A 15,936-nucleotide genomic window follows, 5' to 3' on the forward strand; every position below is an offset into this window, starting at 1 on the left:
TCGCCGCATTGGCAGGTTTATAATTATTTGTATCAGCGCAACAAAAAAGGCGTCCGAAGACGCCTTTTTAATATTTGTTCCGACTTGCTTATTAAGCGTCGAAGTAGAGTTTGAACTCGTAGGGGTGAGGTCTGCTGTCGATGGCAGAGATCTCGTTTGCTCTCTTGTACTCGATCCAGCTTGCGATAACGTCTTCTGTGAAAACGTCGCCTTTAAGCAGGAAGTCGTGGTCTTTTTCAAGCGCATTGATAGACTGCGCAAGAGAAGAGGGCATCTGGGGAATTGCAGACAGCTCGATAGGATCGAGGTCGTACAGGTTTTTGTCCATAGGCTCGCCCGGATCGATTTTGTTCTGGATACCGTCAAGACCTGCAAGAAGCATAACGGAGAACGCCAGATAGGGGTTGCAGAGAGGATCAGGGAATCTGACCTCAATACGCTTAGCCTTGGGAGAGGGAGAGTACATGGGGATTCTGATGGAAGCTGATCTGTTTCTGGAGGAGTAAGCCAGAGAAACGGGAGCTTCGAATCCGGGTACAAGTCTCTTGTAAGAGTTAGTTGTAGGGTTGGTGAAAGCAGCGATAGTGTTGGCGTGTTTGATGATACCGCCGATGTAGTAAAGAGCCATTTCGCTCATTCCTGCATACTGCTCGCCAGCGAACAGAGGTTTGCCGTCTTTCCAGAGTGACTGGTGAACGTGCATACCGGAACCGTTGTCGCCGTGAATAGGCTTGGGCATGAAAGTTGCGGTTTTGCCGTGAGCTCTTGCTACGTTTCTTACAACGTATTTGAAAGTCATCAGCTGGTCAGCCATTTTCAGCATTTCTTCGAACTTCATGTCGATTTCGCACTGGCCGCCTGTCGCAACTTCGTGGTGAGAGTTTTCGATAACGAGGCCGAGTGACTCCATTGTCATAGCCATTTCGTTACGGATGTCCCAAAGAGAGTCAACGGGAGGAGCGGGGAAATATCCGCCCTTGTTAGCAACTTTGTAACCAAGGTTAACGCCGTCTGCGCCTGTGTTCCAGTCGCCTTCTTCAGAATCGATGAAGAAGTATCCGGTGTTTCTTGTATAGTCGAACTGGATGTTGTCGAAAAGGAAGAATTCAGCTTCGGGTCCGAAGTATGCAGTGTCAGCGATACCTGTGGACTGAAGATATTTAACCGCTTTTTTAGCGATGTTTCTGGGGTCTCTTGAGTAGGGTTCTTTGCTGATCGGGTCGAAGATGTTGCAGATCATGTAGAGGATCGGCAGCTCAGCGAAAGGCTCGAGCTTAGCAGTTGAGGGATCCGGAACCATGATCATGTCAGAGTTGTTGATTGCCTGCCATCCGCGGATGGAAGAGCCGTCAAAGCCCATACCGTTTTCGAAGAAATCTTCGTCAACCATATGTGCGGGGACTGTGGTGTGCTGCCATGTGCCAAGGAAATCCGTGAACTTCATGTCAACCATTTTGATCCCGTTGTCTTTAATCATCTTAAGAACATCTTTCGGTGTCATATTGCCTCCATAGGATATATATATTTTGGATTAAAGTGCGTTTTCGCCTGTTTCGCCTGTGCGGATACGGATCACTTCATCAATGGAGAAGATGAAAATCTTGCCGTCGCCGATGCGGCCTGTTTTCGCTGCTTCCTGAATAACTTCGACAGCCTGAGCAACAAGCTCGTCAGACACAACGACTTCGACCTTTATCTTGGGGATAAAGTCGATGACATATTCGGCACCTCTGTAGAGTTCAGTGTGGCCTTTCTGTCTTCCGAAGCCTTTGACTTCGCTTATTGTGATACCTCTGATTCCGATTTCTGTCAGTTTTTCTTTGACATCGTCCAGTTTAAAAGGTTTGATGACAGCTTCAATCTTTTTCACCTTATACCTCCGTTGTGAGCACATCAATAGAGAGCAATCGCTATGCCAAACTGAGAACCCTGTCAGGAAAGGGCTTTCATAGATATGACATTTCCATGAATGGTCAATTAATGGGCACTATTTGCTTATTTTTTAACCATGACTGATTTAACGAGTTCAATTCTGGTTATTATGTCTTCTGCGTTTTTGCCCTGCCTTATGCGGGCGTTCTTGATAATTATGAGGTCTCGCAGCAGATTAAGGCTCCAGCCGTGATATTTGTCGATGGCCAGAGCTTTTTCGGCGAGTTCCTCAGAAAGGGCGGGACTGTCCATTATATAGTCAATGGCGGCTTTTCTCAACAGTCTTGTTTTTGTGACGTCGTCAAACTTAGAGCTTTCTGCGGCGGAGGCCAGTTTTTCGGGTGTGGCTCCGCTTATGGTTCTGAAAGGTTCAGGAAGTTTATCTCTGTCGTGCGCCTGTCCGCTCAGGTAGAGCACGCTTTCTGCCTCCTCCTGACACTGTCCGAGAGCTGCATACTTTTTAGCCATTTCCAGAACTGCTGCATCCTCCTGTCCCTCTTCAAGGACATAACGTCCGAGATAGAGCCTTGAGAGGTTGCAGAGTGAATCCACCCTGCGGAACTGCGCCTCGGCTTTATAGAAATAGCTTTCAGCAACTTTCGGTTCGCCTTTCAGGTAGTTTTCCATATAAACGTTGTAATATCTGCTTCCGTAGAGGAAGTCGGGTGAGCTTTTGGGCTTGCCGGAACATGATAACATCAGCAGGGAAATAGCTGTGACTATTAAAAGGTTTCTCATGGCAGCAGCACCTTCTCGTTTGCCTTTCTGGAAGTGGAGCTGTTGAACGGCCATTTCTCCTCCAGATTCAGAAGCACCCTGTTGGATGTGTTCAGTATATCATCCGTCTGCTGACGGAGGTCTTTCAGGTTAGTTGTGGTTTCGGATACGTCAGTGGATATCTTATTGGCATTGTTGACGGTCTTCTGGAGCTTGGTCACAGTGTCGTCAATGTTGCGTGCCAGCTTGCCGATATCCTCCGCTCCCTCTTTGATGGCGACTATGCCTTCATCGAGGTGTTTTATGGCGGGCTGAGTTTCGTCAACTCTGTTGTTTACCCCTGCCACGGCAGTATCAACCTTGTTGGTTATCTCTATCAGATTCTCCTGAGCGACAGCCAGCCTGTCCATGATAGCTTTCACTTCGTTCTTCAGGTAGTCCGAGCGGGTGAGAAATCCCACTGATCCCTGCTTTTTGGAAACGTCCCCGCCGAGGTCGCCCAGCCCCTGCATCAGGTCTTCTATGCTCTGTCTCTTGTCGGCAACGGATGTTGTGGTTTTATCAACGTTGACAAGGATGTTGCGTACGTTGTCCAGCATGGGTTCGAATTTCTTTATAAGATCGGCTATGGCCTGTTCCCTTTTCAGTTTATAGGTCTGTCCGTCGTCAATATCGTTTTTGGAGTCAAGTCCGCCGCTCAGAACTATGGCGTTTGCGCCTATCACACCCTGGGCCTGAATTTTTGCTTCGGATTCAGGTTTGACCCATTTTTTGTATTTTTCGGGTATCTTCGCACGCAGTTCCACCAGACCGTCGTCCCGCAGTTCAATGCTGTATACCTTGGCTATCTGAAAGCCGGAATACATAACGGGCATACTTTTGCTGAGGCCTTCTCCCGATTCGGAGATGAATACCACTTTAACTTTTGACATGAAGAAGTTCTGAGTGACAAGAAAGCCAATCAGGAACACGAAGAACATTATGAGGGATGCAAAAATAAACAAACCGACTTTAAACTCTATATTCTTAAATCTTGGGTCACCCATGTGTTAAAATCCTTTTCTGTGTAATCGTTCATATCGTCAAAAAGATGCCTGTGGTTCTCATGGTCAATGATAACCGATTTTTTCAAATCTTCACAGCGTAAAAATTGATGGAATTTCTCTTCATATTCCGCAATGAACATGCGTCTGGGGCTGAAAAAGACAGTCCATTCCGCTTTGAGATATTTAACCTGTAAGTATTTGACTATCATCTTTTCAAAATCGTTCAGTTCGTTGCTTCTCAGGTGCAGGTGGTCTGTCAGTCCGTATCTTTCCAGATCCTGTCCTGCCATTCGGAGTCCCTCCGAATAGCTCATCCTGTGGTGGTACGCCGCCGGAAGCAGGATATTTTCAATCACCGACAGGTTTCCTATTATGGGAAAAAAGGAGGACACCAGGCCGATGCGCTGTTTCTGGGCAAGATCGGTGAGGCTGTCCAGCCACGTCTGCATGATATCTTTGTCGTCATAATATATAAGGTAGTTGTTCATAGGAAAACTCCGATGATCTCAACAACTATGATGGCATAAAAAAGGCGCTGCATTCCTCTGAGTAGTGCTATAGGTATTTCCGTTACCGCATTTCCTGCCTGCAGAGCGGTGTATATGGGAATTGACATGAGAAAGTAACCGCCAAGTATTACTTTTATAACAAAAACCAATAGTGTGTTAAAAGTAAAGGCGTCGAAGATCGTAGTTATCAGGAAATCGAATGATATATTGAGATTAAAACTTAATATAAGGTATCCGCCTATTATTGAGATGTAGACAAAGAAGATGGAAAGGGCGGATAAACAGACGATTCCGGAGACTATCCTTGGTATGTAAAGATAGACAAAAGGGTCAATTGACAGCGACTTAAGTGTTTCTATCTCTCTGTTCATCTTCATCAGGGCAATTTCGGCGGTGACAGCTGTCGAGGTTCTTAGTGTTAAAAGTATCATTGTTACTACGGGAGCAAGCTGTTTGATGGTTACGGAAACAAGAACCTGACCCACTGCATCCTGTGCTCCGAACTGCACCATAAAGTTTGTAAGCCCGCCGACGAGAGCGAGCCCCAGTGCGACGGAAACAATTGTGAACATCGGAAGTATCTGAACGCCCGTGAAATATATTTGGCGAAGAAACACAAGCTGTACAGAGGGATAGAGGATATGCGGATTAAAACACCCTTTGAAAAATGAAACCGTAAACCAGAAGTAGCCGATAAAAAAATGAACCGACGCTATGGCTTTTTGTCCTAGTGCTGTTATGAAATGTTTCATAAATCAGATTATATATCATTCTATTGGCGAAGAAAACAAGAAATCTAGTTGACTGCGATATTGAAAAAATGTATAGTAAAACAGTCTTTTAACTTTTAATAACATCGAATAAGAGCTTATTCTTAAATTTTACAGGAGTGAACGGTATGGCTGAAAACAGAAAAGTGATTATCGACGGCAACACCGCCGCCGCACACGTTGCACATGCGACAAACGAAGTAATTGCTATCTATCCTATTACCCCTTCTTCAGTAATGGGCGAGATATCCGATGAAAAGTCCGCTGTGGGCGAAACCAACATATGGGGCAGTGTTCCCAAGGTTGTGGAACTGCAGTCCGAGGGCGGCGCATCCGGTGCTGTGCACGGTGCTCTTTCCGCAGGTGCGCTGACAACAACATTCACAGCGTCTCAGGGTCTTCTGCTGATGATCCCCAACATGTACAAAATCGCAGGTGAGCTTACTCCCACGGTTTTCCATGTTTCCGCCCGTGCGCTTGCAACACACGCCCTTTCAATCTTCGGCGACCACTCGGACGTTCTGGCCTGCCGTCAGACCGGCTGGGCAATGCTTGCGTCCAACAACCCTCAGGAGGTTATGGACTTCGCACTTATTTCTCAGGCTGCCGCACTTGAAGGCAGAGTTCCCGTTCTCCACTTCTTCGACGGTTTCAGAACCTCACACGAGCTTCGCACAACCATCGAACTTACAAAAGAAGAGATGAAAGAGATGATCTGTGACGATCTTGTGATCGCCCACAGAAAACGTGCTCTTAATCCCGATACACCCACTATTAAAGGTACATCACAGAACCCCGACGTTTTCTTCCAGGCGAAGGAGACGGTCAACAAGTTCTATCAGGCTTTCCCTGCAATCGTTCAGTCTCAGATGGACAAGTTTGCAAAAATGACAGGACGCTCCTACAAACTGGTTGACTACTTCGGCGCACCCGATGCCGAAAAAGTTCTGGTTATCATGGGCTCCGGTGCAGACGTTGCGGAAGAGGCCATCGAATATATGAACGCATGCGGCGAGAAGGTCGGTCTTGTTAAGATAAGACTTTACAGACCCTTCCCCCTTGACCAGTTCATTGCCGCTCTTCCCAAGACAGTTAAGAAAATAGCTGTTCTTGACAGAACAAAAGAACCCGGTTCAATCGGCGAACCCATGTATCTTGATGTCCGCACTGCAATCGGCGAAGCTATGCAGAAGAAGATGTTCAGCTTCGACGGCTATCCTATTATAGTCGGCGGCCGCTATGGTCTGGGCTCTAAAGAGTTCACCCCTGCTATGGTCAAGGCTGTTTTCGATAACCTTGATGCAAACGAGCCTCTGAACGGTTTCACAGTCGGTATCATGGACGACGTTACCGGTCTCAGCCTTAACTATGACGAAAACTGGCTGACTCCTCAGGACGACGTTTTCAACGCTATGTTCTTCGGTCTCGGTTCCGACGGTACTGTCGGCGCGAACAAGAACTCCGCAAAGATCATCGGCGATCTGACGGACAACACTGTTCAGGCTTACTTTGTTTATGACTCCAAAAAAGCGGGTTCAATGACAACATCTCACCTGCGCTTTGGAAAAAGAAATATAAAAAGCTCCTATCTGGTTCAGAAAGCAGATTTTGTGGCCTGCCACAACTTCTCTTTCCTCGACAAATACGATATGCTGAAATATCTGAAACCCGGCGGAACTTTCCTGCTCAACAGCCAGTATTCAGCTGACGAGATCTGGGCGCACATCCCCGCTGTTGTTCAGAAGCAGATAGTCGCAAAACAGGCAAAGGTTTACACCATCAACGCTGTTGATCTTGCCGAGAAGATCGGTCTCGGTTCACGCTATAACGTTATCCTTCAGACCGCATTCTTCAAAATCTCCAACATCGTCGATTTCGACACTGTTATCGGAGCTATCAAAGACGCTAACAAGAAGACCTACGGCAGATACGGCGAAAAAGTCGTTAAAATGAACAACGACTCTGTGGATGCCGGCTCAACAGGCCTTCAGGAAGTTAAATACCCCGGTCAGGGCGGAGCGGTTTCCGGCGAAGCCATCGAGTTCCCCCTTATCAACAACTGCATAACCGATCCTTCCGCCACAGATTTCGTTAAAGACACCACAAGCATGCTGGTGGCTATGAGAGGCGACGAGGTGAAGGTCAGCCAGCTTCCCAACGACGGAACTTTCCCCACGGGAACTGCCAAGTTTGAAAAACGTAACATCGCCATCAACATACCTGAGTGGGACTCAGAACTTTGCATCCAGTGTGCTATCTGCTCATTCGTTTGTCCGCACGCTGCCATCCGTACATCGGTATATCCCGCATCCGAACTTTCAAAAGCCCCCGCTTCATTCAAATCAATGGACGCAAAAGGCAAAGAGTTCGACGGAATGAAGTTTACAGTTCAGGTTGCTCCTGAAGACTGTACAGGCTGCGGCGCATGTGTTTACAACTGCCCCGCAAAAAGCAAGACAAACCCCGAACACAAGGCCATCAATATGGTCAACCAGCTCACCATCAGAGATCAGGAGATCAAAAACTTCGATTTCTTCCTGACACTGCCCGAGCTGCCCAACGAAAAATACAACAAGGCAACTCTCAAGGGTTCACAGCTTGCTCCCCACATGTTCGAGTTCTCCGGAGCTTGCGCAGGCTGCGGCGAAACTCCCTACATCAAACTGCTTGCTCAGCTGTTCGGTGACAGAGCACTCATCGCCAACGCAACAGGCTGTTCATCAATCTACGGCGGTAACCTGCCCACCACGCCTTACACTACAAGATGTGACGGCAAAGGCCCCGCCTGGTCAAACTCTCTGTTCGAAGACAACGCAGAGTTCGGTTTCGGTATGAGACTGACAGTTGACAAGTTCAACTCTATGGCTCTGGAACTGCTGGACAGACTGGCAGACAAACTGGATGCCGCTCTTGTTGCTGAGATAAAAACTGCCGAGCAGAAAGACCAGCTCCAGATCGAAGCTCAGAGAGCAAGAGTTGAAAAACTCAAAGCCGCTCTCGCAGGCGTTTCCGATTCCGATGCTAAAAACCTTATCTCAATCGCTGACTATCTGGTTAAGAAATCAGTATGGGTTGTCGGCGGTGACGGCTGGGCGTATGACATCGGCTACGGCGGTCTCGACCACGTTCTGGCTTCCGGCGAGAACATCAATGTTCTGGTTCTGGATACCGAAGTTTACTCGAACACAGGCGGTCAGGCTTCCAAGTCTACCCCCATCGGCGCACAGGCGAAGTTCGCATTCTCCGGTAAAGCTGCTGAGAAGAAAGACCTTTCCATGATATGCATGACATACGGACACATATATGTTGCCAGAGTTGCTCTGGCCAACCCCGCACAGGTTATCAAAGCCTTTGTTGAAGCGGAAGCTCATGATGGTCCTTCAATCATCATCGCATACTCACACTGTATCGCTCACGGTATCAACATGACCGAAGGCGTTGAAGCACAGAAAAAAGCTGTGGCTTCCGGCTACTGGCCGCTGTTCCGCTTCAACCCTGAGCTTCGTGAACAGGGCAAAAACCCCCTGACCATCGACAGCAAAGAACCCACAATGTCTCTTAAAGACTTCATGGCTACTGAGAACAGATTCCGTGTGGTTCAGAAAATGTTCCCCGACAAGGCAGATGCCATCGTCAAGTTTGCTGATATGAAGTCCCGTCAGAGACTCAAACTGTATCAGGAACTGGCTAAGGTAGATTGCTCTATCGAAGAGAAGTAATAAGTGAGGGGCGGTTCTTCGGAACCGCCCTTTTTTTGTCTTCGCATTTCTTCGTTGTCCTCAAAAAAATAATCATTTCTCGTCACTGCGAACGCAGTGAAGCAGTCTCCCAGGTTTAGTCAGCCCGTCGCTTTAGCAGGTTCTGTGCATGCAGAAATAAATGACGAATAAACATCCCGAATTACAGCGTGTATCCGCCTTAATCATATCATTCAGCATATTTCGCTATAATCCTCAGACTTTTAAACAGGAGAGGGTTATGGAGAAGATAATTCAGCGTATCAAAGACTATGAGGGCTACAGCGACAAGCCTTATCAGTGCACGGCGAAGAAATGGACGATCGGTTTCGGCTACAATTACGAGGACAGAGGTTTTTCGGTATCCGATATCACTGAGATACTTGCGAAAGGGTTTTCAAAAGAGATGGCGGACAGGCTGATCGTGAAAGATTTTCAGAGATGCATGAAGGAAGCTGAGGCGTTTCCGTTCTTTAAGACACTTAACGAAGCCAGACAGGCTGTCGTTATCGACATGATATATCAGCTTGGCATCAAAGGGTTCAAAGCGTTTAAAAAGATGCTGGATAACCTTGATAAGGGTAACTTTAAGGGTGCTTCGCAGGAGATGGTGAACAGCAAATGGTACACGCAGTCGGGCAGAAGAGGGCGGACGAATGTGCAGCAGATGGAAACAGGGGTCTGGCAGGAAATTAAGTAGATAGAGATTCTTCGTTTCACTCAGAATGACAAATCGTCATCCTGAGGTATAACCGAAGGATCCCATTCAAAAAAAGCCCCGCATTTGCGGGGCTTAGTTAGTCGATTATTCTTATCTTGGAAGACTGCCGCGTCAGCCTGAGGGCTTCCTCGCAGTGACTTAAAACTACCGTCATTGCGAGCGCAGCGACGCAATCTTCCACATCTGTTGTATCAGAAATGCCATTTTTAGCTTTCGATATATTTTTCGGTCATTTCGTACATTGTCCAGACACCGCAGGGGCATACTCCGGCGCAGATTCCGCAGCCGATGCATTTTGCAGGGTTGGAAACGTACTCAAACTTGCCGTCCTGAGTCTGTTTGCGTGTGATGGCCTGTTCGGGGCAAACCTCCAGACAGAATGAGCAGTCACGGCAGAAACCGCAGCTCATACATCTTTCAGTTTCGCCTTCCGCTTCAAGCTCGGCAACACGCTGGGGGTTCAGGGGGTGGTAGTATTCGTCTCTCACCTTGTCCTGAGGTATAACGGGTGCTTTTTCAAACTTATTCAGCTTGCGGCCGTTGATAAGTCTGTCCACGTTGATGGCTGCTTTGCGTCCGTCGCCAAGAGCGTGGGTGAAAAGTCCCTGCTTGATGGCGTCGCCTGTAACGAATACTTTCTCGTCAGCTTCACACTGGAGATATTCGTTCAGCTTTACAAATCCCTTTTCGTTTGCCCATGACTTGTCGATGAAGGAGAAGTCGGGGCGGTCGCCGATTGCGATTATAACAGTATCAGCGGGGATAAGTTTGCCGTCTTTAGTCAAAACCCCTTCTTCTGTGACCTTCTGGGTGTAGACAGGCCAGAGAATCTTTGCGCCGAGTTTTCTGGCGTGTTCCATCTCGTGTTCGAAGGCGGCGGGTTTCTGGATGTCGATGGCCGTAACCTCTTTCGCACCCATTTCATATGCGCCTATAACAACGTCCATAGCGGCGTTGCCCGCACCGATAACAACAACTTTTTCTCCCACTTTGGGTTTAAGTCCTTTGTTAACTTCTTTCAGGAAGTCCAGACCTTTTACGAGTCTTTCGTGCCCTTCGAAGGGGATGACTACGGGAACGTGTGCGCCTATGGCAACTATAACAGCGCTGTAGTCGCTGCGCAGTTTATCAAAGAGTGCCTTGTCGACCTTAGTGTCGGTTTTGACGTTGACACCCTTGTCGAGAATGCGTTTGATCTCGGTTTGCAGTATCTCCTGAGCCAGACGCTCGTTGGGAATTACCTGTTTCAGCTTTCCGCCGATGACGCTGTCCTGCTCGTAAACGTCGACCTGATAGCCGAGCTTGCGCAGGTGCCATGCGGCTGTGAGGCCTGCTGAACCGGATCCGATTATAGCCACTTTCTCAGTCCTTTCGGGAGCTGTGAAGGCGATATCGGCCTCTTTGCTCATCTGACCGAGCTGTTTGATCTTAACGGGGATGTCAACCTTTTTACGGGAGCAGATGTCCTGGCAAAGGTTGGGGCATACCTGTCCGCAGACGGAAGCGGGGAAAGGGCTGTATTCCAGCACCAGTTCCAGAGCTTCTTTTATTTTTCCCTGACGAAGCAGTGCGATACGCTTCTGTGTGGGGATGAAAACGGGGCAGTTGTATTCACAGGGGGCTGAATATCTGGCGTTCTGCCATTCGGGATATTTCAGTCTCAGATCGCCTGTTTCAACATATTTTGCCACATAGTAGTCTTCCTGAATGAGGTCGCCGAATATTCCGCCCTCAACCCATTTGTCCAGACGGAAATCTCTCGTGGACATAAGGGATTTGACCTTTTTCTCCTCGTATGTCTTGGGAACTATCTTTTTCCACTGAGACATGTCGGAGAGCAGATCCAGAGCATCGGTTCTCTCAATTTTACCGAGGAATTCGGGCAGACCGGACAGCAGGAAATCCTTGTCGCTGTCGTCAAGCTCCATCAGCCACACGTCCTCTGCAAGGCCTCTTACGCTGCCTCTGACATAAACCGTGCCCCCAACCATTCCTGCGCATCCTCTGTCGCCCAGAACTGAGGGGAGCTGTTCGCCGCCGAGACCGCAGACAACTGCATAGCCGCCGCCCATGAACTCGAAGCTGAACGAGCCGACAGTTTTAAGCACCCAGAACTCAGGAGCGGGGAACTTGGGGTCATGTTTCATCAGTGCGCCGGAACGTGTTCCGGTTCTGCCTGCAACGTAAATCTTGCCGGATGCGGCGCAGTGTGCGGTGGTGTCGCCGCCGTCACCTTTCAGGATGATGGTTGCGCCTGCGTTCAGCCAGCCCACATCGGCGGGTGCGGAACCGTTGATTGTAATCTCCGTTCCGGGCATACCCATGGAGCCGACACGCTGGCCGGGGTTTTTTACTGTGAACTTCAGCGGTGTTCCGTCTGTTGTCCAGAGGGGGCCGCCGATGTTATGCTGACCGGAAGCCTCCACCTCAAACTCGGTGATGCCTTCGTCCAGTTTCTCATATACGCTTTTGAGCAGGTTCTGGGTGGAGACCCTTTTCCCGTCAATAATACCTTGAATTTTTGCTGTTTTAACGCTCATCTCTTCCCCCTTCTTAACATGAATACTGAATGTTAAGTCTTTCAGCTACTGCTCTGTCGACTGAGATGAGGCAGTCTGAGCGGCCGACGGGCAGAGAGCTGTTGCCTATGGGAGCAAGCATCTTTTTCAGCTCGTTGTCTGTGGCGATGAAGTAGTTGACTATCTGCTCGGCTGTCTTGTCGATGTCAAGACGCTTGACCAGAGTGGGGTTCTGTGTGCAGATACCCACGGGGCAGAGACCCGTGTTGCATGCGTTGCACTTGCCGTGGTCGTTGCCGACACATCCGGCTATCTGGAGCATCAGTTTTCCTGTGAACACGCCGTTTGCGCCCAGAGCCATCATTTTGAAGGCATCCGCCGCAAGGTTCCAGTTTGCGCCCAGTCCGCCTGCCGCCCAGAGAGGTATCTGACCCTGTTTGCCCTGATGCACGGCCGCATTGTAGCAGTCACGCAGTTTGGACACGATGGGGTGACCTGTGTGGTCGAGGGATATTTCGTTGGCGGCACCTGTTCCGCCCGCCAGACCGTCCACAAAGAAACCGCCCACGATGTTGTAGGGGTCACGCAGAAGGTTGTTGTAAACGGAAACGGAGGTTGCGCTTGCCGCAACTTTGATAGCCACGGGCACCTGAAACTTGAACGCTGAGTTCAGAGACAGGAACATCTTCTGAACGCTCTCCTCAATTGAGTAGAGACCCTGATGGTTGGGGGGGCTCAGGAGGTCGGCCTTCGGAACACCTCTTATCTCGGAGATGTGAGAAGCGACTTTTTTCGCCTGAAGCAGACCGCCGTCACCGGGTTTAGCTCCCTGACCTATCTTTATGAGAACGCCGCCGGGGAGTTCCTGCATATGGGGCATGGAGTTGACGATACGGTTCCAGCCGAAGTGACCGGAAGCTATCTGGAGGATCATATATTTAAGGTATCTGGATTTCAGCAGCCTGATGGGCACGCCGCCTTCGCCGGAGCACATGCGCACGGGCAGACCGACTTCCTCGTTAAGGTAGGCAACGGCGATGGCCATAGCCTCCCACATACGCCATGAGAGCGCACCGATGGACATGTCGCCCACGATTATGGGGTATATCCAGTTTACCTTGGGGGTAGTTCTGTTCATCACCAGTTTGCCGTCCACAACATCGAAAGGCATCTCGTCTGCGGGCAGGATTCGCCCGAAGGGAGCCAGCATGTCGAATGTGTGTCTGGAGGCATCCAGTGAGGGGTCGGTCATCTGGGAGATACGTCCGACCTTTATCTTATCAAGTGTACGTTTTTCTGTGGCGAGGTTTGAGCGTCCGCCTCTTTTGAAGGGGTCGGCCAGTGTCGCACGGTATTTTACGCCGAATCTGGAATCCTCATTGCGAACGGGCTTGATAGCCTCGTTGGGGCACACCCTTTCGCAGATTCCGCAGCCGCGGCAGAAGGTATGTTCGCCGACGGTCTGTCTGATAACGGGAATTGTTTTGAACTGAACCTTGGGTTCGGGTGTGAAATGGTCGCTTATGACCTTTCTGCGTTTTTCAACGCCGGCCTCAATGGCCTTGAAGGGGCATGCCGCAACGCATTTTCCGCAGAAGGTGCATCTGTCGGTGTTGTATTGTATCTGCCAGTCCAGATCGTCTCTGGATATCTGGTTTACTTTCATTGTTGCCATCTTTCCACCTCCAGATCGTTGTTGATAACAATCATCTCCCTTTCGTGTGTGTAGATGTCCTCTGTCCAGTCACGATCGGGGAGTATCTCGTTCAGACCTGTCACCTCGGATGAGATCACCGCTGTATCGGCTGTTCTGCCTATCACAACGGGGCGGAGTTTTTTCGCATCGCAGGTGTTAAGCATGGTTCCGTCGGGCAGAACGGCGATTATGGTGTTCGGGCCGTTAAGCTCAAGGTTGCTGAGAACTGCTCTGATGTTCTGGAGGATTGCGTGGTCTTCACGTTTTTCTGCTACGTCATAAGGGAGGGGGGTTACTGTATGTTTGTAATACTGAAGGGGCCATTTGAGGATCTTGTGGATATAGTGCAGTGTATAAAGGAAACACTGCGAATCTGACTCGAACCCGATATATCCTTTGTAAAGCCCTTTCTGAAAGTTCTTGTTCTTTTCATAGAAAGTGTTCTCACCGTTGGCAAGGGCTGTATAACCTTCCAGAAAGAAAGGGTGAGCCGCATAGCGTACAATGTCATAGTTTGTGTTCTGACGGCACTGGGCGGTGATTATCTTCGCTGTGAAGTCTTCGTCCTCTTCCCAGAGGTTGAAGTATGTTCCTATGTCCGTAGGATCGCCGATCTCTTTAAGGGTGAGAACGTCCGGCCAGAAAGAATAGACGTAGCCGTCGTTCGTTTCTTCCAGCGCCTCCCTTATCTGCAGGCGGATATCAACAAGAAGCTCTTCCTTCTCGCTTGCCGGTGCATACTTATAGCTTTTGGGATAGTGGAGAACCTGAAAGACATAATTAGGCATCGGTTCTATCTTCAGTCCCGCCTGTTCGTTGATCTCCGGACTCCACTGCATCACACGGCTGAAACCGGCCTCGTGAAGGATGTCCTCTGCGATTTTCACTCCCTCATCAGTGCATGCCATGGAAAGGATGGGCAGTTCCTTGTAGTTGGCAAATCTGCCTCCCAAGTCCTGCATAACCATAGCAAAGCCTGAATTATCGTGCCCTTTCTGCTGAGATCTCATCAGTTGAAGAGCCTTTGAGGGGTGTATGTAGTTTCTGGATTTGATTGCTCCTATTCTGCACATACTCTACCTCCGTTACAACCTTATAAAATGAACAAAAACAAAAGTCAATAATTCAATAGTTAGGAATATTGGTCAAAAAGCATAACAAAATAATGTTATGCTGAAAATATGAGTGTATGTTTGATTCCTGTGGTGCTGAGAGTCTCTTGTATAAAGGTTTTTTTAATAAGCTTATAAACTTAGTTTAAAAGGTATAAATATCTTAGTTGGTCAGATTTATTTTAATTTTTTTGTTATATTTTTATGGTTATCTGATCTTTCGGGTGGTTTTGATGTATTTTTGCTTTCGGTATCTTCTGATTGGAGCTACAATCTGGAATATGCATCTGAGGGTGATTTATGGACAGGAAGAAGCCCGGATTCTCGCTTAAAGTGAATCAGGAAATAACCAATCTTTTTAAAAACTATGGAAAACTGAAAAAATTTGAGAAAGATGACTGTGTCATACGTCAGGGTGAGTATGCTAACCATGTGTATATCCTGCTCAGCGGAGAGGCAGAGGTTGTCAGGGTTGACAGGTTCGGCAATGAGAACCGTCTGGCTGTTCTGGGCGGCGGGGATATCGTCGGTGAAATGGGTGCTTTTCTTGAGAATAATAAACGCTCGGCAACGGTTAAAGCGAAATCTCTGGCACTTCTGGCTCTGGAATGCCCGAATCAGATGTTCATCAGGGGGCTGTTCAGTACTTCCGAACTGACATACCGTGTCTTAAAAAATTATGCTGAGAGGCTCAATGAGCTTAATATCTCAGCTTCGACCCACTATCAATCCCGTGTGATGCTGGTTGTCGGACATTATATTGAGAGCAGGGTGGACTGGTCTCAGAAAGTCTGCGAGGTCACTGTGGACATTAAGGAACTGTTCGACAGGTCTTCCCTTGAACTTTGGAAGATAACCGAGGCTATCTATAACTTTAAGGCTCTGAGAATATTCAATAAGATAGTTTTTCCCGCCGAGATAAACATTGTTGAGATAAACCCCGAAGAGGGCGAGAACCTGACGGACAAAACCCACGAGCTTAAAGAGGGCGAACCGAACAGGATCATCATCGAGGTTGACACGGAGCGTTTCAGGGAACAGATGAAAAGGCTTTCGTATTGCTGAATATCATAGACTTCGTCATTGCGAAGCCCTGTAAGGGCTGTGGCAATCTCAACGGTTCAGGGCGACAAACGTTATGAGACTGCCACGCCGATAAATCGGCTCGCAGAGACAC

General features: G+C 48.6%; 12 protein-coding genes. 3 read left to right on the forward strand and 9 right to left on the reverse strand.

Annotated elements, in window-relative coordinates; genetic code table 11:
- Window positions 1–91: 91 nt before the first annotated feature.
- The 6 genes from glnA to C8D98_RS07310 form a co-directional block, all read right to left on the reverse strand.
- Window positions 92–1,501 carry a type I glutamate--ammonia ligase gene (gene glnA, locus C8D98_RS07285; protein ID WP_132873412.1) on the reverse strand — a complete coding sequence of 470 codons (1,410 nt, stop codon included), beginning with the start codon at window positions 1,499–1,501 and terminating at the stop codon, window positions 92–94.
- A 30-nt stretch (window positions 1,502–1,531) separates the two neighbouring features.
- Complete coding sequence (locus C8D98_RS07290; RefSeq protein WP_132873414.1) at window positions 1,532–1,870, reverse strand: P-II family nitrogen regulator; 339 nt, start codon at window positions 1,868–1,870, stop codon at window positions 1,532–1,534.
- Window positions 1,871–1,995: 125 nt separating this feature from the next.
- Window positions 1,996–2,670, reverse strand: a complete 675-nt coding sequence (locus C8D98_RS07295) for a hypothetical protein (protein ID WP_132873415.1) — start codon at window positions 2,668–2,670, stop codon at window positions 1,996–1,998.
- Window positions 2,667–3,695, reverse strand: coding sequence for an MlaD family protein (locus C8D98_RS07300; protein WP_132873417.1), 1,029 nt, complete (start codon window positions 3,693–3,695; stop codon window positions 2,667–2,669). Before C8D98_RS07300 ends, C8D98_RS07295 begins: the two co-directional genes overlap by 4 nt.
- Entirely contained in the window at window positions 3,668–4,183 is a 516-nt protein-coding gene (locus C8D98_RS07305; protein ID WP_132873419.1) for a P-loop NTPase family protein, read from the reverse strand. The genes C8D98_RS07300 and C8D98_RS07305 overlap by 28 nt, the downstream gene beginning before the upstream one ends.
- On the reverse strand, window positions 4,180–4,956 hold the full coding sequence (locus C8D98_RS07310) for an MlaE family ABC transporter permease (protein WP_132873421.1): 777 nt from the start codon (window positions 4,954–4,956) through the stop codon (window positions 4,180–4,182). The genes C8D98_RS07305 and C8D98_RS07310 overlap by 4 nt, the downstream gene beginning before the upstream one ends.
- Window positions 4,957–5,102: 146 nt before the next feature.
- Here C8D98_RS07310 and nifJ point away from each other — a divergent pair, with 146 nt between their 5' ends.
- Together nifJ and C8D98_RS07320 are read left to right on the forward strand one after the other, a co-directional pair.
- Entirely contained in the window at window positions 5,103–8,693 is a 3,591-nt protein-coding gene (gene nifJ / locus C8D98_RS07315) for a pyruvate:ferredoxin (flavodoxin) oxidoreductase (protein ID WP_132873423.1), read from the forward strand.
- A gap of 259 nt (window positions 8,694–8,952) precedes the next feature.
- Complete coding sequence (locus C8D98_RS07320; RefSeq protein WP_132873425.1) at window positions 8,953–9,411, forward strand: glycoside hydrolase family protein; 459 nt, start codon at window positions 8,953–8,955, stop codon at window positions 9,409–9,411.
- Between the two features lie 227 nt (window positions 9,412–9,638).
- Here C8D98_RS07320 and C8D98_RS07325 read toward each other — a convergent pair whose 3' ends face one another.
- From C8D98_RS07325 to C8D98_RS07335, 3 genes are read right to left on the reverse strand one after another with little or no spacing between them, the layout of a single operon-like run.
- Window positions 9,639–11,972 (reverse strand): FAD-dependent oxidoreductase, encoded by a 2,334-nt coding sequence (locus tag C8D98_RS07325; protein WP_132873427.1) that lies wholly within the window; start codon window positions 11,970–11,972, stop codon window positions 9,639–9,641.
- Window positions 11,973–11,985: 13 nt separating this feature from the next.
- Window positions 11,986–13,626: a glutamate synthase-related protein gene (locus C8D98_RS07330; protein ID WP_132873429.1), complete on the reverse strand. Its 1,641-nt coding sequence runs from the start codon at window positions 13,624–13,626 to the stop codon at window positions 11,986–11,988.
- A complete protein-coding gene (locus C8D98_RS07335) occupies window positions 13,614–14,720 on the reverse strand; it encodes a class II glutamine amidotransferase domain-containing protein (RefSeq protein WP_132873431.1) in 1,107 nt (368 codons plus the stop codon). Before C8D98_RS07335 ends, C8D98_RS07330 begins: the two co-directional genes overlap by 13 nt.
- A 339-nt stretch (window positions 14,721–15,059) precedes the next feature.
- Between C8D98_RS07335 and C8D98_RS07340 the strand changes: the two genes are divergently transcribed.
- Entirely contained in the window at window positions 15,060–15,824 is a 765-nt protein-coding gene (locus C8D98_RS07340; RefSeq protein ID WP_132873433.1) for a cyclic nucleotide-binding domain-containing protein, read from the forward strand.
- Window positions 15,825–15,936: the final 112 nt, after the last annotated feature.

The organism is Seleniivibrio woodruffii, assembly GCF_004339245.1.
Lineage (GTDB): Bacteria > Chrysiogenota > Deferribacteres > Deferribacterales > Geovibrionaceae > Seleniivibrio > Seleniivibrio woodruffii.